At 48.1% G+C, this 21904-nt stretch carries 19 protein-coding genes and 1 CRISPR repeat array; of the genes, 3 read left to right on the plus strand and 16 right to left on the minus strand.

Annotation, left to right across the window (positions count from 1 at the left end; all coding sequences use genetic code 11):
- Positions 1 to 145: 145 nt before the first annotated feature.
- The 3 genes from cas9 to cas2 are packed head-to-tail and all read left to right on the plus strand — an operon-like array spanning position 146 to position 4777.
- On the plus strand, positions 146 to 3550 hold the full coding sequence (cas9, locus tag METH5_RS0105840) for a type II CRISPR RNA-guided endonuclease Cas9 (protein ID WP_029147627.1): 3405 nt from the start codon (positions 146 to 148) through the stop codon (positions 3548 to 3550).
- Positions 3537 to 4442 (plus strand): type II CRISPR-associated endonuclease Cas1, encoded by a 906-nt coding sequence (gene cas1 / locus METH5_RS0105845; protein ID WP_029147628.1) that lies wholly within the window; start codon positions 3537 to 3539, stop codon positions 4440 to 4442. Before cas9 ends, cas1 begins: the two co-directional genes overlap by 14 nt.
- A gap of 26 nt (positions 4443 to 4468) precedes the next feature.
- A complete protein-coding gene (gene cas2 / locus METH5_RS0105850) occupies positions 4469 to 4777 on the plus strand; it encodes a CRISPR-associated endonuclease Cas2 (RefSeq protein ID WP_029147629.1) in 309 nt (102 codons plus the stop codon).
- Between the two features lie 63 nt (positions 4778 to 4840).
- Positions 4841 to 6619: direct repeats of the CRISPR family, unit length 37 nt; unit sequence ATTGTAGATCATCCGGGGTGAGAGAGGGAGCTACAAC.
- A 164-nt stretch (positions 6620 to 6783) separates the two neighbouring features.
- Here cas2 and METH5_RS0105855 read toward each other — a convergent pair.
- The 16 genes from METH5_RS0105855 to METH5_RS0105930 form a co-directional block, all read right to left on the minus strand.
- Positions 6784 to 7131 (minus strand): type II toxin-antitoxin system PemK/MazF family toxin, encoded by a 348-nt coding sequence (locus METH5_RS0105855; protein WP_029147630.1) that lies wholly within the window; start codon positions 7129 to 7131, stop codon positions 6784 to 6786.
- Complete coding sequence (locus METH5_RS0105860) at positions 7131 to 7376, minus strand: AbrB/MazE/SpoVT family DNA-binding domain-containing protein (RefSeq protein ID WP_029147631.1); 246 nt, start codon at positions 7374 to 7376, stop codon at positions 7131 to 7133. The genes METH5_RS0105855 and METH5_RS0105860 overlap by 1 nt, the downstream gene beginning before the upstream one ends.
- A 102-nt stretch (positions 7377 to 7478) precedes the next feature.
- Positions 7479 to 9143 (minus strand): energy-dependent translational throttle protein EttA, encoded by a 1665-nt coding sequence (ettA, locus tag METH5_RS0105865; protein WP_029147632.1) that lies wholly within the window; start codon positions 9141 to 9143, stop codon positions 7479 to 7481.
- A gap of 309 nt (positions 9144 to 9452) precedes the next feature.
- Entirely contained in the window at positions 9453 to 9917 is a 465-nt protein-coding gene (locus tag METH5_RS0105870; RefSeq protein ID WP_029147633.1) for an Hsp20 family protein, read from the minus strand.
- A 114-nt stretch (positions 9918 to 10031) separates the two neighbouring features.
- Complete coding sequence (locus METH5_RS0105875; RefSeq protein ID WP_029147634.1) at positions 10032 to 11252, minus strand: EAL and HDOD domain-containing protein; 1221 nt, start codon at positions 11250 to 11252, stop codon at positions 10032 to 10034.
- Positions 11253 to 11354: 102 nt separating this feature from the next.
- Complete coding sequence (gene glmS / locus METH5_RS0105880; RefSeq protein WP_029147635.1) at positions 11355 to 13190, minus strand: glutamine--fructose-6-phosphate transaminase (isomerizing); 1836 nt, start codon at positions 13188 to 13190, stop codon at positions 11355 to 11357.
- A gap of 4 nt (positions 13191 to 13194) precedes the next feature.
- On the minus strand, positions 13195 to 14565 hold the full coding sequence (gene glmU, locus METH5_RS0105885) for a bifunctional UDP-N-acetylglucosamine diphosphorylase/glucosamine-1-phosphate N-acetyltransferase GlmU (protein WP_029147636.1): 1371 nt from the start codon (positions 14563 to 14565) through the stop codon (positions 13195 to 13197).
- A 73-nt stretch (positions 14566 to 14638) separates the two neighbouring features.
- The gene (locus METH5_RS0105890) at positions 14639 to 15064 is read right to left on the minus strand and encodes a F0F1 ATP synthase subunit epsilon (RefSeq protein ID WP_029147637.1); all 426 of its coding nucleotides are present in this window, start codon (positions 15062 to 15064) and stop codon (positions 14639 to 14641) included.
- A 70-nt stretch (positions 15065 to 15134) separates the two neighbouring features.
- Positions 15135 to 16571: a F0F1 ATP synthase subunit beta gene (atpD, locus tag METH5_RS0105895; protein ID WP_029147638.1), complete on the minus strand. Its 1437-nt coding sequence runs from the start codon at positions 16569 to 16571 to the stop codon at positions 15135 to 15137.
- A gap of 84 nt (positions 16572 to 16655) precedes the next feature.
- A complete protein-coding gene (gene atpG / locus METH5_RS0105900; RefSeq protein ID WP_029147639.1) occupies positions 16656 to 17525 on the minus strand; it encodes a F0F1 ATP synthase subunit gamma in 870 nt (289 codons plus the stop codon).
- A 29-nt stretch (positions 17526 to 17554) separates the two neighbouring features.
- On the minus strand, positions 17555 to 19096 hold the full coding sequence (atpA, locus tag METH5_RS0105905) for a F0F1 ATP synthase subunit alpha (protein ID WP_029147640.1): 1542 nt from the start codon (positions 19094 to 19096) through the stop codon (positions 17555 to 17557).
- 16 nt (positions 19097 to 19112) lie between these two features.
- Positions 19113 to 19649, minus strand: coding sequence for a F0F1 ATP synthase subunit delta (locus METH5_RS0105910; protein WP_029147641.1), 537 nt, complete (start codon positions 19647 to 19649; stop codon positions 19113 to 19115).
- Between the two features lie 17 nt (positions 19650 to 19666).
- Positions 19667 to 20137 carry a F0F1 ATP synthase subunit B gene (locus METH5_RS0105915; RefSeq protein ID WP_029147642.1) on the minus strand — a complete coding sequence of 157 codons (471 nt, stop codon included), beginning with the start codon at positions 20135 to 20137 and terminating at the stop codon, positions 19667 to 19669.
- A 78-nt stretch (positions 20138 to 20215) separates the two neighbouring features.
- The gene (gene atpE / locus METH5_RS0105920) at positions 20216 to 20482 is read right to left on the minus strand and encodes a F0F1 ATP synthase subunit C (RefSeq protein WP_018987204.1); all 267 of its coding nucleotides are present in this window, start codon (positions 20480 to 20482) and stop codon (positions 20216 to 20218) included.
- Between the two features lie 46 nt (positions 20483 to 20528).
- Positions 20529 to 21356 (minus strand): F0F1 ATP synthase subunit A, encoded by an 828-nt coding sequence (gene atpB, locus METH5_RS0105925; RefSeq protein WP_029147643.1) that lies wholly within the window; start codon positions 21354 to 21356, stop codon positions 20529 to 20531.
- Between the two features lie 29 nt (positions 21357 to 21385).
- Complete coding sequence (locus tag METH5_RS0105930; protein WP_029147644.1) at positions 21386 to 21778, minus strand: ATP synthase subunit I; 393 nt, start codon at positions 21776 to 21778, stop codon at positions 21386 to 21388.
- Positions 21779 to 21904 lie beyond the last annotated feature (126 nt).

Genomic DNA, 21904 nt, shown 5'->3' on the forward strand with positions numbered 1-21904 from the left:
TTTTTAATAAAAAACTGTGGGTGATTGCCATAACAGAAAGCCCAGCACGAAGGCTGGGCTTGGATACAGAATCTTTCGACTCTTTATTGTAGCAACGGCTCTCACCCCGGATGACCACAACGACTCAATAATAAGGAATAAAAATATGAATAGCAAGCAGGGTGTGAAATATAGCATTGGCTTGGATATTGGGATTGCCTCTGTAGGCTGGGCACTACTGGGAGAGCATCGAGTTATTGATTTGGGCGTACGTTGTTTCGATAAAGCAGAAACAGCCGACAAAGGTGAGTCACTCAACTTGGCGCGCCGGTCTGCACGTTTACTACGCCGACGTTTGAGAAGGCGCGCATGGCGGCTAACCAAGCTTGCACGACTATTCAAACGTGAAGGGTTGATTGCTGATGTCAATGTGCTCAAACAACCACCGGCCAAAGGTTTTGCTACACCAAACTTATGGCAATTACGTGTTGAAGCACTGGATAGGAAGCTCAGCGCTGAAGAATGGGCAAGAGTCATTTATCATTTATGTAAACATCGTGGCTTTCATTGGCAGAGCAAAGCTGAAGAGAAAAAAGCAGATGATGACAAAGAAGGTGGCGCAGTCAAAAAGGGCTTGGCAGGGACTAAAAAGCTGATGCAGGACAAAGGCTATCGTTCGGCGGCTGAAATGGTGATCAACGAATTCCCCGATGCGCAACGCAACAAACGTGGCGATTACAGTAAAGCCTTATCTCGTGAACTGCTTTCAAGTGAATTGCACATGCTGTTTGAAAGCCAGCGCACATTCGGCAATCCCAATACCTCTAGTGAATTCGAAAACAAACTGCTGGAAAGCAAACATGGACTGCTATGGGCACAAAAGCCCTCGCTATCGGGTGAAGCACTTTTAAACATGCTAGGTAAGTGCACATTAGAGAAAAATGAATACCGCGCACCGAAAGGCAGCTTTACTGTAGAACGTCATGTTTGGTTAACCCGATTGAATAATTGCCGTTTGATTATTGACGGTGAGAAACGTGCACTGACACCAGCAGAACGCGCACTTGCCATTAATCTACCCTATGACCAAAGCAGTGATTTCAGCTATAAGCAATTACGCAACGCCTTAGTCAAAGCGGGGCTGACAAGCGAGTTCCGTTTTGCCGGATTGGTTTACCCTAGCCAATCAGAACAAGAAAAATCCAAAAACCCGGAAGATGAAAAGCTGATTAAATTACCTGCCTGGCAACAGTTACGCAAAGCCATGAAAGAAGCCAACTTGGAAAGCGATTGGCAGAAAATAGCAGTCGATGCGCTGGATGGTAAAGCGCAGCTTTATGATGGCATTGCCAGAATTCTGAGTGTTTATAAAGAAGATGATGAAGTTGAGCGCGAGCTAAACAAACTAGATTTACCCAACAAACCTGACATGGTTGCAGTATTACAAACCTTTCGGTTTGAGCAGTTTAGTAATCTTTCCCTTAAAGCACTGTACAACATACTTCCACACATGGAAAAAGGCCAGCGCTATGACGAGGCCTGTCTGGCCGCTGGATACCACCATAGTCAACAGCATGTCATCAGTACTGGTGAGTACCGATATCTACCGCCATTTTATAGCGGTCGTGACAAAGACGGCCGTCTTAAATTTAACGAAGAGCTGGATATACCCCGCAACCCTGTTGTGCTGCGTGCATTAAATCAAGCCAGAAAAGTCGTCAATGCCATCATCAAAAAATATGGCTCGCCAGATCAGGTACATATTGAAATGGCCCGCGACTTATCTAAATCATTTGATGATAGACGTGACATTAAAAAAGCACAGGACGAATACAGAGATCGTAACGAGAAAGATCGCTCAACCTTTAACCTTGAATTTAATACTACTGGCGAATTGAAAGGTCGCGAATTTGAAAAATGGCAGCTTTATCGTGAACAGCATGGAAAGTGCGCTTATTCATTACAAGCATTAGACATGAATCGCTTATTTGAAATGGGCTATGCGGAAGTGGATCATGCACTTCCGTATTCGCGTAGTTACGATGATAGTAAAAGTAATCGAGTGTTAGTGCTAGCTGCCGAGAATAGAAACAAAGGCAATATGACACCTTACGAGTACTTAGGCGGTGCTCAAAACAATGTACGCTGGATTGAATACGTAGCCTTTGTGAACTCGAACAAAACTTATCGCCAAGCCAAACGTAACCGGTTATTGCGTAAAGATTTTGGTGAGGAAGCCGCCAAAGAGTTTAGTGAGCGCAATTTAAACGATACCCGTTATATTTGCCGCTTTTTTAAAAACTATGTCGAGCTCTATCTCAAACTGGCCGATGAAAGTGATGCAAAACGCTGCGTCGTCGTCAATGGTCAATTAACCTCGTTTCTGAGAGCACGCTGGGGTTTAGTTAAGGTACGTTCAGACTCCGACCGACACCATGCCTTAGACGCTGCCATCGTTGCAGCTTGTAGCCATAGTATGGTTAAACGCTTGGCGAACTACTCAAGGCGTAAAGAACTTGAGGCTGCGCGTGAAGGTTTTGTGGACCTAACCACGGGTGAAATTGCAAATCACGCAATGTATGCTCAACTCGAGCAACACTTTCCATTCCCTTGGTCGCACTTTAGGCAAGAGTTACAAGCAAGATTGTTCGCAGATGATTTACAAGCTATGCGCAATGAGCTGGAAAATATGGGCTACGACGCTGATGCACTAGATCACGCTAAAACGTTATTTGTCTCTCGTGCACCGCAACGGCGCAATGGTGGCGCAGCGCACAAAGAGACCATTTATGGTCAATCTGAAAAGTTAGCAACAACTGGCAGCGTCACCCAAAAAATAGTCGTGACAGATTTGAAGTTATCCGATCTGGATAAGCTCGTTGAACCACATCGCAATCAAAAACTTTATGCCGAAATTGCAGAGTGGCTGAAAGGAAAGGACGAGCGAGAAAAGCGCGTGAAAGAAATTGAAACGAGCCTAGGCCGAGGTAAAGATAAACGTGAAATGACTGCTGAAGAAAAAGCAGAAGTTGAGCGACTAAGAGCTTTACCACGCAAACCTACCAATGACGGGTCGCCAGGGCCTGTAGTGCGAACTGTGACGGCAGTGATTGATAAACTATCTGGCATTCCGATTAGGGGCGGTGTTGCGAAAAATGACTCCATGTTGCGAGTGGATGTATTTAGCAAAGCAGGTAAATTTTATCTTGTGCCGGTGTATGTGCATCATCGCGTCACAGGATTACCGAATCGGGCGATATTACAAGCTAAAGATGAGGCAGAATGGACATTGATTGATGAAAGTTTTGCTTTCAAATTTACGCTATATCCTAATGATTATGTATGCCTCATTCAAAAAGGAAAGTCACCCTTATATGGATATTATGCCGGATGCGACAGAACAACCGGCAATATTGACTTATGGAGTCATGACCGAAACAGATTAATTGGTAAAGATGGTTTATTACGAAGCTTAGGCGTAAAAACAGCCATTAGTTTAGAGAAATACAATGTCGATGTTTTAGGCAATATCTATCCTGCGCCAAAGGAAACTCGAAGTGACTTGGCGTAGCGTTGTTATCTCCCAACCAGCCAAGCTACGACGTGAGCATTTCTCGCTAGCGATTGAGCAGGCACAAACCGCATTTGTGCCTTTTGAAGATATTGCGGTGATTGTGCTAAACAACCGGGAGATCACACTTACTCATCCTGTGCTTTCCGCGTGTGGTGAATATGGCATCAGCTTATTTTCAACCGGGGACAATCACCAACCAAATGGCATTTTTCTGCCATACCTTTCGCATTCACGCGCCAATAAATGGATGCGTTTGCAGTTAGATTTTCCTAAACCAAAATCCAAGCAAACCTGGGCAGCCATCATACGGCGCAAAATTGCTAATCAGGCAATTTGCTTGCGCCTTTCGGGCCGGGATGGGGTTGAGCGCTTAGAGTCTTATGTGGGACGCGTTCGCTCTGGTGATATTGAAAATATGGAGGGTCAGGCAGCTGCTTTTTATTTTCCACTGTTATTTGGCAAAGGCTTTAAGCGTATGCAAGAGAGCTTTACCAATGCTGCGCTGGATTATGGTTATGCCATTTTGCGCGGCACGATTGCACGTGGGCTGGTCGCGCACGGCATGATGCCAGCCATGGGGGTTTTTCATGCCAGTGAGCAAAATGCGTTTAATCTGGCCGATGACCTGATTGAGCCTTTTCGGCCATTGGTTGATTTGTGTGTGAAAAATATGCCGCTACCCGCAAATGATGTTTTGACGCCTTTACACAAAGCAGGGTTGGTGAACTTGCTCAATATTGATGTGAGTATGCCACGCGGCACTATGTCGGTGTTATCTGCAATAGAACAATTAGTCGAAAGCTTGGCACGAGTACTCGATGGTGGCAGCCCAGAGATGTTGGAACTGCCGGTTTTAATAGGGTTGGAGCAACATCAACTAGAGTATTAACTATGAGTGGGGAGAACAGACGATATATGCGACTGCTAGTATTATTCGACCTCCCAACGGTGACTAAAGCCGAACGTCGTGCCTACACGCTCTTCAGGCGTTTTTTAATCAATGACGGCTATGACATGATTCAATTTTCTATTTACGGTCGCCTACTCAATGGCAACGATGCGCTTGATAAACACCTAAAACGATTAGTCGATAATTTGCCGCCAGAAGGCTCTGTACGGTGCTTAAGTGTCACAGAAAAACAGTATGCAAGTATGAAACTACTGGTTGGACTACCGCTTTTTCAGGAAAAAAAGGTCAAATCAGACCAACTTCTTTTGTTTTAAATCAGTGTTTTCAAAAATTAAACCCGCACCAGTTGTTAGCTGGTACGGGTTTGGTGAGAGCCTATTGTAGATCATCCGGGGTGAGAGAGGGAGCTACAACTTGCACATTTGCGCTAAGTGGGCTTGGCCTATTGTAGATCATCCGGGGTGAGAGAGGGAGCTACAACCCGACCACCAAGTCAGTCCGCGACAACCTTATTGTAGATCATCCGGGGTGAGAGAGGGAGCTACAACCCGACCACCAAGTCAGTCCGCGACAACCTTATTGTAGATCATCCGGGGTGAGAGAGGGAGCTACAACTGGTAATACAAATCATATTTACGTTCGATGATTGTAGATCATCCGGGGTGAGAGAGGGAGCTACAACCATGCGCACAGCGTCAGTATGGTCAGATGAATTGTAGATCATCCGGGGTGAGAGAGGGAGCTACAACGCATTGCGTTGAAACTGGAGAGCTTCCAACATTGTAGATCATCCGGGGTGAGAGAGGGAGCTACAACGGTGGAAGAGTTGCGGAAGCCCATAATTGAATTGTAGATCATCCGGGGTGAGAGAGGGAGCTACAACGGCGTGAACGTCGACCCTCTCGATCATCAAATTGTAGATCATCCGGGGTGAGAGAGGGAGCTACAACGCCTGCCGCATCCCATGACTTACTTGACGCATTGTAGATCATCCGGGGTGAGAGAGGGAGCTACAACCCACGGGGTCAGCAAGACCTGTAATTGTAAATTGTAGATCATCCGGGGTGAGAGAGGGAGCTACAACGACTGAATATAAGGCGTGACATCCGCACCGATTGTAGATCATCCGGGGTGAGAGAGGGAGCTACAACACGGTGATCGCGTATTGATCGGAAGCACGAATTGTAGATCATCCGGGGTGAGAGAGGGAGCTACAACAGCAAGCGCGACCATACTTGAATTGTTGCTATTGTAGATCATCCGGGGTGAGAGAGGGAGCTACAACTAACCAGGATGAGAAACTCACTCAAGCATAATTGTAGATCATCCGGGGTGAGAGAGGGAGCTACAACCAGCATCTTTTAATGCCCTTTCTTCATCGGATTGTAGATCATCCGGGGTGAGAGAGGGAGCTACAACTATAAGGGAAATACATCATGTCTATCAATAATTGTAGATCATCCGGGGTGAGAGAGGGAGCTACAACGTTTCATGACGTGGGCTGCATGGGTTTTAGATTGTAGATCATCCGGGGTGAGAGAGGGAGCTACAACAAAAGCGATCCTGTTCAGGACTTGGTTCGCATTGTAGATCATCCGGGGTGAGAGAGGGAGCTACAACTTATACACTGATTTACAGCAAAGACGATGCATTGTAGATCATCCGGGGTGAGAGAGGGAGCTACAACATGAGAAGAGCATCTGCTTGAGTGCGGGCCATTGTAGATCATCCGGGGTGAGAGAGGGAGCTACAACGCTGGCACTAGGCGCATGCTTGAACGATTTATTGTAGATCATCCGGGGTGAGAGAGGGAGCTACAACACCACCACTAACAATAGAAGAACCGAAACCATTGTAGATCATCCGGGGTGAGAGAGGGAGCTACAACGCTTCATGAACACATCGCATAGCCCAGACAATTGTAGATCATCCGGGGTGAGAGAGGGAGCTACAACGTCAACGCTGGTCTAATCATTGGCAATAATATTGTAGATCATCCGGGGTGAGAGAGGGAGCTACAACATTGCGCGCTAATGTAAGCGCTCGCTCTTTATTGTAGATCATCCGGGGTGAGAGAGGGAGCTACAACGCAGGATTGATGAGAAGTGCGCCTCTAGTTATTGTAGATCATCCGGTCTGGTAAATATGAAGAAAAGCGACCCGTGCATAGAGTCGCTTTATGGCTCAGATTTGAGGGCTTATGCACAGCCACAGCTTCATCACCATGCGAAAACTATACGTTCTTAAAAGCTTGATATCAACCTTTTACCAAAATCACGAGATAAAACAGTAAAAAGCCCATTTTAAATGCGCAATCGATTTATTCAGCCAAAATAGCCTCTATTCGCATCGCCACTTCATCCAACACAAAGCTTGGCGCAGCCTCTTTAAACTTAGCTTGGCGCACGCGCCAATCCAGTGACTTTAACTGATGGCAATGTACTGCACCCTGTGTTTCTGTACCACTTCCCATCAATGTCACCACTGTGCCATGCGTTCTGGCCGCTGCGGCTGCGCCTTGCGAGATAGGGCAGATCATTGCCAGGCCACGCTGGTTGAATAGCTTTGCACTGACAACCAAACCGAAATGCGGGCCTTTCATCTCCTGACCGGAGGATGGGTCAAACTGCAAGTGAACAATATCACCTCGTGCAGGCACATAAGCCATTACAACGCCTCTTTGCCCACAGCGGGCAACTCATCCCAGCCTTCAACCAGAGGCAGGCCATCTGGCATCTCATCCAGCAATGTTTTTAAGTCATAACGCTGCTTGCGGGGTGCTTTAATTTTCATCTGGTCACCTTCTAGCAACAACTCTACCTGTGATCCTTCTTTAAGCTGATTTTGGTCAATAAAAGCCTTGGGCACCGTCATCACCAAAGAGCCACCAGCGCGCCTTAATGTTTGTTGCATAGTTAACCTCCAACAGCAAAAGTTTTATTTTAGTAGGATATTTAGGTGGCGACAAGCGATAATCTACATAAAAAAGCCCATTCAATTGAATGGGCCTTTAATTTAACGCGTAATCGGTTTGTAGCGAATGCGCTTGGGCTTAGCGCCTTCTTCACCCAGCCGCTTTTTCTTGTCGGCTTCGTATTCCTGGTAGTTACCGTTAAAGAAGGTCCATTGTGAATCGCCTTCTGCGGCCAGAATATGCGTCGCAATCCGGTCCAAAAACCAACGGTCATGCGAGGTGACCAGTACGCAACCGGCAAACTCTAGCAAGGCGTCTTCCAGTGCGCGCAAGGTTTCCACGTCGAGGTCGTTAGACGGTTCATCCAGCAACAGTACATTGGCGCCTGAAATCAAGGTTTTGGCCAGATGCAAACGGCCACGTTCACCGCCTGAGAGCTGTCCAACCACTTTCTGCTGGTCGCCGCCTTTAAAGTTAAAGCGGCCGATATAGGCGCGGCTTGGCATTTCGAACTTGCCGACAGTCAGTATATCCAGACCACCGGAAATCGCTTCGAATACGGTCTTATCGTTATCAAGGCCTTCACGGCTTTGATCTACCGCTGCCAATTGAACAGTGGGGCCAGTGACAATTTCACCGCTATCTGGCTGCTCTTTGCCTTGCAACATGCGGAAGAGGGTGGACTTACCGGCACCGTTAGGGCCAATCACACCAACAATCGCACCTGGTGGAATAGTGAATGACAGGTTATCGATCAACAGACGATCACCAAAGCCTTTGGAGACGTTATTAAACTCAATCACCTGATTGCCGAGGCGTTCGCCTGGTGGAATAAAGATTTCCTGGGTTTCGTTACGGCGCTGGTACTCGACGCTGGACATTTCTTCGTAACGGGCCAAACGCGCTTTACTTTTGCTTTGGCGTGCTTTTGCACCTTGGCGTACCCATTCCAGCTCTTGCTTCATGGCTTTGCGGTGGGCATCTTCCTGTTTTTGCTCCAAGGCCAGACGGTCTTCTTTTTGCTCCAGCCAGTTAGAGTAATTACCCTTCCATGGAATCCCCTCACCGCGGTCCAGTTCCAGAATCCACTCGGCCGCATTATCGAGGAAGTAACGGTCATGGGTGACGGCCACCACAGTGCCCGGAAAGCGCACCAGGAACTGCTCCAGCCATTCGACAGACTCCGCATCCAGGTGGTTGGTCGGCTCATCCAGCAATAGCATGTCCGGCTGCGATAACAGCAGCTTACACAAGGCAACACGGCGTTTTTCACCGCCCGACAAGGGGCCGACTAAGGCGTCCCAAGGGGGCAAGCGCAGCGCATCGGCGGCGATTTCCAGCTGCTGCTCGACGTCACTGCCGCTGGCAGTCAGGATATTTTCGTATTTGGCCTGCTCTTCAGCCAGTTTGTCAAAATCGGCATCCGGCTCGGCATACGCGGCGTAGATTTCTTCCAGTTTTTGCTTGGCTTCCATAATCGCGCCCAGCCCGGCCTCAACCTCCTGACGCACGGTTTTGTCAGGGTCTAGCTGTGGCTCTTGCGGCAAATAGCCAATCGACAGATTTGGCTGCCATTGCACTTCGCCTTCGTATTCTTTGTCAGCACCAGCCATGATGCGCAACACGGTGGATTTACCGGAGCCGTTTAACCCCAACAGGCCAATTTTGGCCCCCGGGAAAAACGATAAGGAAATGTTTTTGATAATTTGCCGCTTTGGCGGCACGATTTTGCTCACGCGGAGCATGGACATCACATATTGTGCCATGACGAATGGGTTCCAGAGTCTTGATCAAAGCGGGTATTTTAACCCAGAGCGTGGTTTAAAAACGGTTTTGTTTTTGCCGCAGATGAACATGAATAAACGCAGATAAGAAATCTTTATGATTATATTTACTAGGCCAATACAGTGATTACCGCGTCGGCGGAAAACCAGTGAAGTAGCCCATTCATTTTGCTTCAATAAATCATATGCAACTACGTCAACCAAGCAACATCTGCATTTATCCGCGTGCATCTGCGGCGAGGAGGTTTAAAAATAAAAAGGGCCTGACGGCCCTTTTTATTTAATCACAACCTAGGCTGCAACACGTTGATCAATAAACGTCGTATTAGTTTGCGCTTGCGTGCCAATTTGAATTTTGCGCGGCTTTAACGCCTCGGGGACTTCGCGCAATAAGGCGATGGTAAGCAAGCCATTCTCAAGGTGGGCGCCGGTTACTTTAACATGGTCAGCCAGCTGAAATTTATGTTCAAAATCACGGGTGGCAATGCCACGATGCAAAAAGGTGTTTTGCTGTTGTTTTTTCGCCTGACGGCCAGTGACACGCAACGCCTGGTGTTCGGTTTCTATTTCCAGCTCATCTTGCTGGAACCCGGCAACCGCCATCACAATTTTGTAGGCGTTTTCGTCTACCAGCTCAATATTATAGGGTGGATAGCTGATTTCGTTTTCACTGCGCTGGTTTTCATTCAGCATTTTGGCCAAGCGGTCAAAACCAATGGCAGTTCTATAGAAAGGGCTTAAGTCATACGTACGCATAGGTTGATCCTTGTAAAAATAAAGCGATTAACATGATTGACAGACCTCAAACTGCAAGCATCTGTATTTTCAATATGGGAGTGCGCTTTATTTTTTCAAGGCTTTGCAAGCAGCTTAAATACCCAAGGCCTCCGTCCATGCCAATGCATCCATATGGCACTGGTTGACCTTATCAGGGTTTAATTGCAGCATCGCCGCCAATTGCAGAATTTCTTCACTATTGGCATCTTCGCAGGCTTCGGTCAACTTAAGAAAGGGGCCGAAAATACCTGCGCGCTTTGTGAGCGCGTCTACAATCGGCTCCGGCAATTGCAATTTTTCCAGCACCGTTTCCATGGGGACTTTAAGCATCACATCCAGCAATGAAAACACCCCCACCACAAACAAATTGTCACGGTCGCGCTTTTCAAAAAATGGCTCGCCCAGTAGTTCGGTGAGTCGACCACGGGTGATGGATGTTTTCATCAGGGCTGGCGAGCTACTATTATTACCTGCAGTGACCATGAGTAGCGTTAACCAGCGATAGAGCTGGTTGCGGCCCAAAATGGTCAGTGCATGGCCTATGGACTGCACCTCGCAAGACAAACCAAAGCCAACAGAATTAATGTAACGCAGCAGCTTGTAGCTCAGCGTGGTGTCGCGCTTAAAGCCATTTTCAATGGTTTTGTTATCTGCCTCCTGGCTCACCAGGTTCAACAAATGCAGCACGCCGTCAAAACTGGGGTTAATCACTTTGCTAGTGAGATTTTCAGGTTTGGCGTAAAAGTAGCCTTGAAACTGTTGATAACCAGCGTCTAGCAAGCTGGTAAATTGTGCATTTTGCTCTACTTTTTCTGCGATCAGCTTGCAATTGGTGGTTTGATATTTTTTTAACCAAAGCGTGGCCTGCGCAATATCAACATCACGCATATCAAGCTTGATGTAATCCGCGTAGGGAATCAACGCTTCCAGTTGCGGGTGATGCTGCGGGTTATCCAGCGCAATTTTAAATTTAGTTTCTTTGAGCTCGCGGCAACGGGCAATGATTTCTGGCGTGACATCCACCGTGTGTACAATTTCTAGCACTGTTTTTTCGGCTGGCATCAGCTCCAGAAACACGCTATTAAGCATGACATGGTCGACATTGATAAAGGCCATTTGTTGCCCTAGCAGCCAATTCTCCTGCATCTCATCAATGGTGGTAGAGAGTATTTTGGCGCAGGTTTGAATATCCTCTTCAAAGGGCGCATTGCCACCTGGGCTATCGTTTCTGAAAAAGAATTCATAGCCAATAATTTCTTGTTGGCTGTTAACAATCGGCTGGCGGCCGATAATACTGTGTTGCGACGTGGTCATGACTGCCTTTCTGATGAGCATCTACTCTCAGTATAAGGGAAACTAGCCTTTTTCTTATTTGAAAAAAGCCCCGAATGTCGAGGCTTTTTAGGTCTTTATTGCTTATTCAACGGTCACGCTCTTGGCCAGGTTGCGCGGTTTATCCACATCAGTGCCTTTAAGCAAGGCAGCGTGATAAGCCAGCAACTGTACCGGGATTGCATGCAAAATAGGCGAGAGCACACCAACATGGCGCGGTGTACGAATCACATGCACGCCCTCAGACTCTTTAAAGTGGCTGTCTGCATCTGCAAACACGAACAACTCGCCGCCGCGCGCTCTGACTTCTTGCATGTTGGATTTTACTTTTTCGAGCAGGGCATCGTTAGGCGCAATCACCACCACCGGCATATTGCTGTCGACCAGCGCCAGCGGGCCATGTTTTAACTCACCGGCCGGATAAGCCTCAGCGTGAATATAGGAAATCTCCTTGAGCTTGAGGGCACCTTCCATTGCGATTGGAAAATGCACGCCACGGCCCAGGAACAAGGCATGCTCTTTGTCACCAAAGCGATGCGCCCATTCGCGGATTTGCGGCTCCAGATTCAAGGCAATCTGCACGCCACCTGTCAGTTGACGCAAGTCGGATAAGTATTGCTGCTCTTGTGCCGCACTCAGTAAGCCACGTGCTTTGCTTAAGGTGACTGCCAGCACAAACAGTGCGATCAACTGCGTGGTGAATGCCTTGGTACTGGCGACACCAATTTCAGCACCGGCGCGCGTGTAAAAAATCAATGACGAAGCACGCGGAATCGCACTTTCCTGTACGTTACAAATCGCCAGGCTATGCTGATGACCAAGCTTTTGCGCATGTTTGAGCGCTTCCATGGTGTCTAGCGTTTCACCCGATTGTGAAATAGTCACGATCAGCTGCTTAGGATTAGGCACAGACTCACGATAGCGATACTCACTGGCGATCTCAACCGAGGTTGGAATTTTGGCGATGCTTTCCAGCCAGTATTTGGCGGTGAGGCCAGCATAATAACTGGTGCCTGCCGCCAAAATTAATACGCTATCAATCTGTGAAAAAATGTTCGCGGCCGATTGGCCAAACAACTCACTCCTGAACGCGCCATCATCAATCAGCGCCTCAATCGTGTCACTAATCGCACGGGGTTGCTCATGGATTTCTTTTTGCATAAAGTGGCTGTAAGGGCCGAGCTCCAGCGAGGCCAGTGACACATCACTCATATGCACTTTGCGCTGCACAACATCGCCGCGTTTATCAACAATCACCACCGCATCGGTTTGCAGGGTGGCCACATCGCCGTCTTCGAGGTAGATCACTTTACGGGTGGCAGAAAGTACCGCTGACACATCTGACGCAACAAAATTTTCGCCATCCCCCAAACCAATCAGCAATGGGCAGCCCAGGCGGGCAACGACCATCTGATGTGGCTGATTAAGTGCAATCACGCTGATGGCATAAGCACCGCTGAGTTCGGTAATCGCTTTTTTTACTGCCGCAAACAGGTCTTGAGTTTGCTGATAATAGTAATGCACCAGATGTGCAATGACTTCGGTGTCAGTTTGGGAATAAAACGTATACCCCAGCGCTTGTAGGCGGTCGCGCTGTTCGTCGTGGTTTTCGATAATGCCGTTATGTACCACGGCTATTTGCGCCTGATCTTGCGTTGGCGATACATGCGGATGCGCATTTTGCTCTGTCACGCCGCCATGGGTTGCCCAGCGCGTATGACCAATGCCAATCTGGCTGTGCATGTCTTGCGCTTTAAGCTGCAATGCAGCCACGCGCCCAACCGCGCGCGCGCGTTCAATGGTTTGGTTGAGAATCGCAATCCCTGCTGAGTCGTAGCCGCGATATTCGAGACGACTTAAGCCCTCAATCAGGAGTGAAACGATATTTCTGTTTGAAACCGCACCGATAATGCCACACATACGCTTATTTTTTCACCTTTTGCGGACGTTTCCATCCCTGAATTGAACGTTGTTCGCGGGCACGGCACAAGGTCAAGCTCTCTGCCGGCACGTTTTTGGTAATGGTTGAACCTGCTGCAATGGTCGCACCGCGACCCACAGTCACTGGCGCCACCAATTGTGTGTCAGAGCCCACAAACACATCATCTTCAATGATGGTTTTATGTTTGTTTGCTCCATCATAATTACAAGTGATGGTGCCTGCGCCGATATTCACATTGGCGCCTATGCTAGCGTCGCCCACATAGCTTAAATGGTTGACCTTGCTGCCATGCCCAACTGTGGCATTTTTAATTTCAACAAAGTTACCCACATGGGTGTCTGCCGCCAGTTGTGTGCCAGGGCGCAAACGTGCGAACGGGCCGATTTTGCTGCCAGGCCCGACTTTAGCATCATCAATATGCGTAAAAGCGGCCAAACGGGTACCTTTGGCAATTATCGCGTCTTTAATCACGCAATTGGGGCCAATCTGCACATCGTCTTCAAGTGTCACCTGACCTTCAAAGACGCAATTCACATCAATTTGCACATCACGACCACAGGTCAATGTGCCACGGATATCTATGCGCTGCGCATCGAGCAAAGTCACGCCTTGTGTCATCAAACTAACAGCCTGACGACGCTGGTATTCGCGTTCAATCTGCTGCAAATCGAGCTTGGAGTTAATGCCGGTGACTGACCAGGCATCGGCCACCACATGTGGCAACACGGCGCGGCCTTCACCCACAGACAACGCAATAATATCGGTTAAATAATATTCCTGTTGCGCATTATGGTTAGTGATTTTAGCCAGCCACGCCTTCAATTGCGCATTCGGCATCGCCATAATGCCGGTATTCACTTCTTGTATGGCGCGTTGCGCATCTGTGGCATCTTTATGTTCTACAATCGCCACCACCTCATTGCTGGCATTGCGCAGAATGCGGCCATAGCCTGTGGGGTCATGTTTAATAAAAGTTTGCACGACCAAATGCTGATCGGCCTGTGCCAGCATCTCTTGGCAAGCGCTAACATCCACCAGCGGCACATCACCTAGCAAAATCAATGTTTTGCCTTGCGCGGGGAGGGTAGGCAAAGCCTGCTGTACAGCGTGGCCCGTACCCAGCTGCTCGGCCTGCAATACCCATTGTAAATCGTCACCTGGCGTGTATTGCTGCACTTGTTCACCACCAAAACCATACACCACTGTGATGGTTTGTGGATTTAACTGGCGCGCAGCCGCGATTACATGATGCAAAATAGGCTTGCCCGCTACCGCATGTAGCACTTTTGGCAAGTCTGAGCGCATGCGTGTGCCTTTACCCGCGGCAAGAATTACGATATTTAAATCAGTCATGGGGTTATTTTATCTCAGAAACAAAAAAGGCGGCTCGAAAGCCGCCTGTTTTATTACCAGACTCGCAAGGAATCTAGTGCACAGATTTACGTAGTTTTTGAATTGCCTGAATTTGTGCAATTGCCTCTGCCAATTCGGCTTGTGCCTTGGCATAATCAATCTCAGCACTACGGTTTTTCAGGGCTTCTTCTGCCGCCTCTTTGGCAGCAATCGCTTTCGCTTCATCCAGATCCTGGCCACGAATCGCGGTGTCTGCCAACACGGTTACCAGCCCTGGCTGTACTTCCAGCATGCCGCCAGAAATATAAATGACGGTTTCATCTTGCTCGCCGCTTTGTTTAATACGCAATGCGCCTGGTTTGATGGTAGTAATCATCGGTGCGTGATGCGGATAAATACCCACTTCACCTGCGCCAGCTGGTGCAACCACAAACTCGGCCTCACCAGAGAAGATGGACTCTTCGGCACTCACTACATCAATATGCACAGTATTTGCCATAATGTTCTCTTTTCTATGTCACTGAAAATACAAACAGACGCAATCGCATCTGTTTGTATCAAACAATGGTTTAGTTCAGTGTTTTAGCCTTTTCAACCGCTTCTTCAATGGCACCGACCATGTAGAACGCTTGTTCTGGCAAGTGATCGTATTCACCAGCCACAATCGCTTTAAAGCCTTTGATAGTGTCTTTCAGTGACACGTATTTACCTGGCGCGCCAGTAAACACTTCTGCCACGTGGAAAGGCTGTGACAAGAAACGTTGGATTTTACGCGCACGGCCAACAGACAGTTTGTCTTCTGGAGACAATTCGTCCATGCCCAGAATCGCGATAATGTCACGCAACTCTTTGTAGCGTTGCAATGTTGCTTGTACAGAACGTGCAACCGCGTAGTGCTCCTCACCAACCACCAGTGGATCCAGCTGACGTGAGGTTGAGTCAAGCGGGTCAACCGCTGGGTAGATACCTAGGGAAGCAATGTCACGTGACAACACAACGGTTGAGTCCAAGTGTTGGAATGTGGTTGCCGGAGACGGGTCAGTCAAGTCATCCGCAGGCACATAAACGGCTTGGATAGAGGTAATAGAACCCACTTTAGTCGAAGTAATACGCTCTTGCAGACGGCCCATTTCGTCAGCCAGAGTAGGTTGGTAACCCACGGCTGAAGGCATACGGCCCAACAGCGCAGATACTTCTGTACCGGCCAATGTGTAACGGTAGATGTTGTCAACGAAGAACAATACATCACGGCCTTCATCACGGAATTTTTCCGCCATGGTCAAGCCAGACAATGCAACACGCAGACGGTTGCCCGGTGGCTCGTTCATCTGACCGAACACCATGGCTACTTTTGATTCTTTCATGTTGTCCAGCTTGATTACGCCAGCATCGGCCATCTCGTGGTAGAAGTCGTTACCTTCACGGGTACGCTCACCTACACCAGCAAACACGGACAAACCGGAGTGCTGTTTAGCGATGTTGTTAATCAGTTCCAGCATGTTCACGGTTTTACCCACACCAGCACCGCCGAACAGACCCACTTTACCGCCTTTAGCAAACGGACAAACCAGGTCAATCACCTTGATGCCTGTTTCTAACAGGTCAACAGAAGGTGACAGCTCTTCAAAAGCAGGTGCTTTCTGGTGAATAGAACGGAACTCTGTAGAGTCGATTGGACCGACTTCATCAATTGGGCGACCCAATACATCCATAATACGACCCAAAGTACCTTCACCCACTGGCACAGAAATCGCTGAACCAGTATTTTTGAATGCGGTACCACGTGCCAAACCGTCAGAAGAGCCCATCGCAATGGTACGAACCACGCCGTCACCCAATTGCTGCTGCACTTCCAGTGTCAAACCGGCTTCTGCATTGGTGTCTTTTGCATCAATAATCAATGCATCGAATACTTTAGGCATTTGGTCACGTGGAAACTCCACGTCAACCACAGCGCCAATACACTGCACTACTTTACCTGTTACTGCTTGATTTGCCTTTGCCATTTTCTTTTCCTAACTGTATGAGTCAGATCTAATTGAATTCTTTTACTTACGCTTTAAAAGCAGATGTGCCTTAAAACGTACGCCTTAGGACGAGACCGCTGCCGCACCGCCGACGATTTCTGAAATCTCTTTGGTAATCGCGGCCTGACGGGCTTTGTTGTAAACCAATTTCAGCTCACCAATGACGCTTTTCGCGTTATCGGAAGCAGATTTCATCGCCACCATACGTGCAGACTGCTCGGACGCCATGTTTTCAGCCACTGCGTTGTAAATCAGCGACTCGATATAACGCACCATCAACTCATCGACCACGGGTTTTGCTTCAGGCTCATAGATATAATCCCAATGGCCATTCGGGCTGCCCAATTGCTCACCGGTCAGTGGCAACAATTGTTGCATGGTCGGCTCTTGCTTCATGGTGTTGATGAATTTGGTATAGCAGATGTAAAGCTGATCAATTTCACCGGCAATGTACGCATCCAGCATGACCTTGATCGTACCGATCAACTTTTCCAGATGCGGAGTATCGCCCAAACCAGTGATATGGGACTTCACCTGCGCGCCGATACGGTTCATAAAGCCGTAGCCTTTGTTACCAATCGCACTCACGCTAATGCCTTTGCCTTCAGCTTCCCAGGCTTTCATCTGGTTTAATGACAAACGCAATACGTTGGTGTTTAAACCACCGCACAGGCCTTTGTCTGAGCTGACAACAATCAGACCCACATTTTTCACCACGTCACGTTTGATCAAAAACGGATGACGATACTCGGACTGTGCAAAGGAGAGGTGAGCCGCCACGTTACGGATTTTATCCGCATAAGGGCGAGAAGCACGCATTCTGTCCTGCGCTTTACGCATTTTAGAAGCGGCCACCATCTCCATCGCCTTGGTGATCTTGCGTGTATTTTCTACACTCTTGATCTTGGTTCTAATCTCTTTACTACCTGCCATATTAGGTTCCTAAGTCGAAGTGTCAGAGATTAATAAGCGTTGGTTGCTTTGAAATCTTGAATCGCAGCTTCCAATGCTTTCTCGTTGTCACCGCTCAGATCTTTGCTGGACTCGATTGCGTCAATGATGTTCTTGTACTTGGAGTTCAAGAAACCATGTAATGCATTTTCAAATGCCAATACCTTGTTGGTTGGCACGTCATCAAAGAAACCTTTGTTTGCTGCAAACAAGCTCACGCCCATGTTTGCTACGTTCAATGGCGCATATTGTGCCTGTTTCATCAACTCGGTAAACATACGACCGCGGTCCAACTGTTTACGGGTTGCTTCATCCAGATCAGAAGCAAACTGCGCAAACGCTGCCAGTTCACGATACTGAGCCAGCGCCAAACGCACACCACCACCCAGTTTTTTGATGATTTTAGTTTGTGCAGCACCACCCACGCGAGAAACTGAAATACCGGCGTTGATCGCAGGACGAACACCCGCGTTAAACAAGTCAGTTTCCAGGAAAATCTGACCATCGGTAATCGAAATCACGTTGGTTGGAACGAATGCAGATACGTCACCGGCTTGCGTTTCAATCACTGGCAAGGCAGTCAATGAACCTGTTTTGCCCTTAACTTCACCGTTAGTGAATTTTTCAACATACTCTTCGTTTACACGCGCAGCACGCTCTAACAAACGTGAGTGGATGTAGAACACGTCACCTGGGTAAGCTTCACGGCCTGGTGGACGACGCAGCAACAGAGAAATCTGACGGTAAGCAACCGCTTGTTTAGACAAGTCATCGTAAACGATCAATGCATCTTGACCACGATCACGGAAGTATTCACCCATAGTACAACCGGCATAAGGCGCCAAAAATTGCAGGGCAGCAGAGTCTGAAGCAGTCGCTGCAACCACGATGGTGTAAGCCATGGCGCCGTGCTCTTCGAGCTTACGTACCACGTTAGCCACGGTAGACGCTTTTTGACCAACCGCAACGTAGATACAAGTCATGTTCTGACCTTTTTGGTTGATGATCGCATCAACCGCTACGGCTGTTTTACCAGTTTGACGGTCACCAATGATCAACTCACGTTGACCACGGCCAACCGGCACCATGGAGTCGATAGACTTCAGGCCAGTTTGCACAGGCTGTGACACGGATTTACGTGCAATTACGCCTGGTGCAATTTTTTCAATCTTGTCTGTCAGCTTGGCGTTAACCGGGCCCTTGCCATCAATAGGCTGGCCCAGTGCGTTCACCACGCGACCAATCAGCTCAGGGCCGACTGGCACTTCCAGAATACGGCCTGTACATTTACAGGTATCGCCTTCTGTAATGTGTTCGTAATCACCTAATACCACCGCACCAACGGAGTCACGCTCCAGGTTCAATGCCAAACCAAACGTGTTGCCTGGAAACTCAATCATCTCGCCGGACATCACGTTAGACAGGCCATGGATACGCACAATGCCGTCTGTTACGGAAATCACGGTACCCTGAGTACGGGCTTCCGCAGAAGTAGAGAAGTTTTCCAAACGGCTCTTAATGAGCTCGCTAATCTCTGATGTAGATAACTGCATTTAATTCTCCTATGCCTTATGCTGTGAGCGTATAGGCTAAATTTTGTAACTGACCTTGGACAGACGCGTCGATAACGGTGTCGCCAACAATAATTTTGATGCCGCCGATGATTTCCGGATCTACGGAAACGCTTGCTTCAATTTTCTTGCCGAACTTGGCTTCCAGACGTTTTACCAAATCTTTAGTTTGCGTTGCTGTGATTTTGGCAGCGGCAATGATTTGTGCGTCCAAGGTGCCTTCATCTTGCGCTTTCAAAGCCTCAAAAGCTTCAGCAATGGCAGGCAATAAGGATAAACGGCCATATTCAACCAAAATTTTGATCAAATTTTGCCCTTGTTCGTTGAGCTTGTCGCCACAGACCTTGAGAAATGCTGCTTCAACATCTGCCGCATTCAACTTAGGGTCATCAATCAGGGTTTTCATTTGGTCATTGGCTGCGACTGCCGCGGCCAATACCAACATATCAGACCATGTTGCCAATGCTTTTGTTTCTTTGCCCAGCTTGTAGGCAGCGACAGCATAAGGCCTTGCAATGGTTGAGAGTTCAGCCATGTTTTATCCCTTTTACCTTAAAGTTCCGCAGCGAGTTTAGCCAACATTTCGCTGTGTGCTTTAGCGTCGATCTCTTTACGCAGGATTTTTTCTGCACCGGCCACGGCCAATGTCGAAACCTGTGCACGCAGACCTTCTTTGGCACGGTTCACTTCCTGATCGATTTCAGCTTTGGCACCGGCGATAATGCGATCACCTTCAGCTTTGGCATTACCCTTGGCTTCATCAATGATTTGAGCGGCGCGTTTTTCGGCTTGCCCAATGATCTCACTTGCTTTGTGTTTGGCCTCGTTCAGCGTCGTTTCAGATTTTTTGGCAGCCACTTCCAGGGCACTTTTGCCTTCCTGGGCAGCAGCCAAACCATCTGCGATTTCCTTTTGGCGTGCTTCGATCGCTTTTAACAGCGGCGGCCAAACGAATTTCACCGTGAACCAGATCAACACTGCAAATGCGATAGCTTGCGCGATGAGTGTGAAATTAATATTCATTTTGGATCCATCATACTGATTGGTTGAAAGGTTTAAGTCACACTTAAACCCTACCGGGCGGAGATTACCGAGTAAAAATTACTTGGCAACAACGCTCAACAATGGGTTTGCAAATGCAAACATCATTGCCAGACCAACACCGATAATGAAAGATGCGTCGATCAGACCTAACAGCAGGAATACTTTACCTTGCAGGGCTGGGATCATTTCTGGTTGACGAGCAGCGCCTTCCAGGAAACTTGCACACATGATACCAATACCGATACAAGCGCCAGCGGCACCCAAACCAATGATCAAACCGATACCAACGCCTGTGTAGGCTTGAATCAATGCTAATGCTTCCATTTAATACCCTCTCTTATAAAGAATTAAAACAACGACAAAGTTAAAACTAGTGCGACTCATGCGCCATGGCCAGATAGACCACAGTCAGCATCATGAAAATAAACGCTTGTAATGCCACAATCAAAATGTGGAAGATAGACCAGCCAGCGCCCAAAATGGCACCAAACACAGTACCGGTCAGGCCAGTGGCTGCCCACATACCCAACAGCAAGAAAATGATTTCACCGGCGTACATGTTACCGAACAGACGCAAGGAGTGAGAAAGTGGTTTTGAAACGTATTCAATCAGGTTGAACAGGAAGTTAGCAGGCCAAACCAGTGGGTTGCCGCCAAATGGAGAACAGAACAGTTCGTGAATCCAGCCACCCAGGCCTTTGGCTTTGATGGAGAAGAAAATCATCAGGAACCAGACAGCCAACGCCAAAGCGAATGTGGTGTTGATATCTGAAGTAGGGACGATGCGCCATTTTGCGTGTTCGCCACCAAAAAATGACACGATAGAAGCGATCCAGTCAACCGGCAGGAAGTCCATCGAGTTCATCGCCAGCACCCAGATAAACACTGTAAGTGCAGTAGGGGCAATAAATGAGTGACGGTCACCATGAAAAATGTTTTTGACCTGGTCATCCACAAAACCAAACATTAACTCAACAAACGCCTGGCGCTTGCTTGGCACGCCAGCGGTCGCACCGCGCGCAACCCACCAGATTAGGCCCATTACCAGTAAACCCAGCACAACAGAAGTAAACAGGGTGTCGTAGTGCAGCACCCAGAAGCCTTCAGAGGCAGTATTGCCGTTAACACCCTGGGCATTAAAGCTCAAATGATGCGCGATATATTCAGAAGGAGTGAGTTGTGCGTGTTCGGTTGTCATATTTTCAAACTATTTTTAAATTAACGTGTCTACACATCTAATTGTGATTTTGCCAGTGCTGCGCCAGAAAACAGCGCCGCAGCCGCCAAGCCTGCCACCAGTGCAAAAGGCACCAATGGTTGATACAGCTTGAAAACCACAAACAGGATAATCGCGATGACTACTATTTTTACTGCTTCGGCCTTGAGCAAATTGACCAACACTGCCGTTGGGTCTGTTTTTAAACGACCTTTTTCTGCAATTCTCGCGGCAAACCATGCACCGATCACCACAGAAACACCGCCCATTAAAGCGGATAAGCCAGCCGTTAAGCCACCAACTGCGTAGGCAATAACAGTGACGGCCAAAGTCGCCATGACCTGCCAACGCAGCATATTGCTATAGAGCGACATGCCAGCCGCAGTGTTTTGTTGACCACTCATGGGGTTAGACCGCTAAAATTCAAGACAAAATACTACAAAGACGCGAGATTTTGAATTATTCACTCGCCGAAGTCAAGCACCAAACAGGACTTAACTGTCTGAATGTGCGGGAAAAATCGGGCTCAG

Source organism: Methylophilus sp. 5 (genome assembly GCF_000515275.1).
Lineage (GTDB): Bacteria > Pseudomonadota > Gammaproteobacteria > Burkholderiales > Methylophilaceae > Methylophilus.

Excerpts from the sequence above, each read along its gene's own strand:
- METH5_RS0105855 (WP_029147630.1), bottom strand. The coding sequence starts at position 7,131 with ATGGCTTATGTGCCTGCACGAGGTGATATTGTTCACTTGCAGTTTGAC.
- METH5_RS0105875 (WP_029147634.1), bottom strand. The coding sequence starts at position 11,252 with ATGACCACGTCGCAACACAGTATTATCGGCCGCCAGCCGATTGTTAAC.
- atpA (WP_029147640.1), bottom strand. The coding sequence starts at position 19,096 with ATGCAGTTATCTACATCAGAGATTAGCGAGCTCATTAAGAGCCGTTTG.
- atpD (WP_029147638.1), bottom strand. The coding sequence starts at position 16,571 with ATGGCAAAGGCAAATCAAGCAGTAACAGGTAAAGTAGTGCAGTGTATT.
- atpB (WP_029147643.1), bottom strand. The coding sequence starts at position 21,356 with ATGACAACCGAACACGCACAACTCACTCCTTCTGAATATATCGCGCAT.
- METH5_RS0105910 (WP_029147641.1), bottom strand. The coding sequence starts at position 19,649 with ATGGCTGAACTCTCAACCATTGCAAGGCCTTATGCTGTCGCTGCCTAC.
- METH5_RS0105930 (WP_029147644.1), bottom strand. The coding sequence starts at position 21,778 with ATGAGTGGTCAACAAAACACTGCGGCTGGCATGTCGCTCTATAGCAAT.
- METH5_RS0105890 (WP_029147637.1), bottom strand. The coding sequence starts at position 15,064 with ATGGCAAATACTGTGCATATTGATGTAGTGAGTGCCGAAGAGTCCATC.
- METH5_RS0105915 (WP_029147642.1), bottom strand. The coding sequence starts at position 20,137 with ATGAATATTAATTTCACACTCATCGCGCAAGCTATCGCATTTGCAGTG.
- glmU (WP_029147636.1), bottom strand. The coding sequence starts at position 14,565 with ATGACTGATTTAAATATCGTAATTCTTGCCGCGGGTAAAGGCACACGC.
- METH5_RS0105870 (WP_029147633.1), bottom strand. The coding sequence starts at position 9,917 with ATGCGTACGTATGACTTAAGCCCTTTCTATAGAACTGCCATTGGTTTT.
- METH5_RS0105860 (WP_029147631.1), bottom strand. The coding sequence starts at position 7,376 with ATGCAACAAACATTAAGGCGCGCTGGTGGCTCTTTGGTGATGACGGTG.
- ettA (WP_029147632.1), bottom strand. The coding sequence starts at position 9,143 with ATGGCACAATATGTGATGTCCATGCTCCGCGTGAGCAAAATCGTGCCG.
- cas9 (WP_029147627.1), top strand. The coding sequence starts at position 146 with ATGAATAGCAAGCAGGGTGTGAAATATAGCATTGGCTTGGATATTGGG.
- atpE (WP_018987204.1), bottom strand. The coding sequence starts at position 20,482 with ATGGAAGCATTAGCATTGATTCAAGCCTACACAGGCGTTGGTATCGGT.
- cas2 (WP_029147629.1), top strand. The coding sequence starts at position 4,469 with ATGCGACTGCTAGTATTATTCGACCTCCCAACGGTGACTAAAGCCGAA.
- glmS (WP_029147635.1), bottom strand. The coding sequence starts at position 13,190 with ATGTGTGGCATTATCGGTGCGGTTTCAAACAGAAATATCGTTTCACTC.
- atpG (WP_029147639.1), bottom strand. The coding sequence starts at position 17,525 with ATGGCAGGTAGTAAAGAGATTAGAACCAAGATCAAGAGTGTAGAAAAT.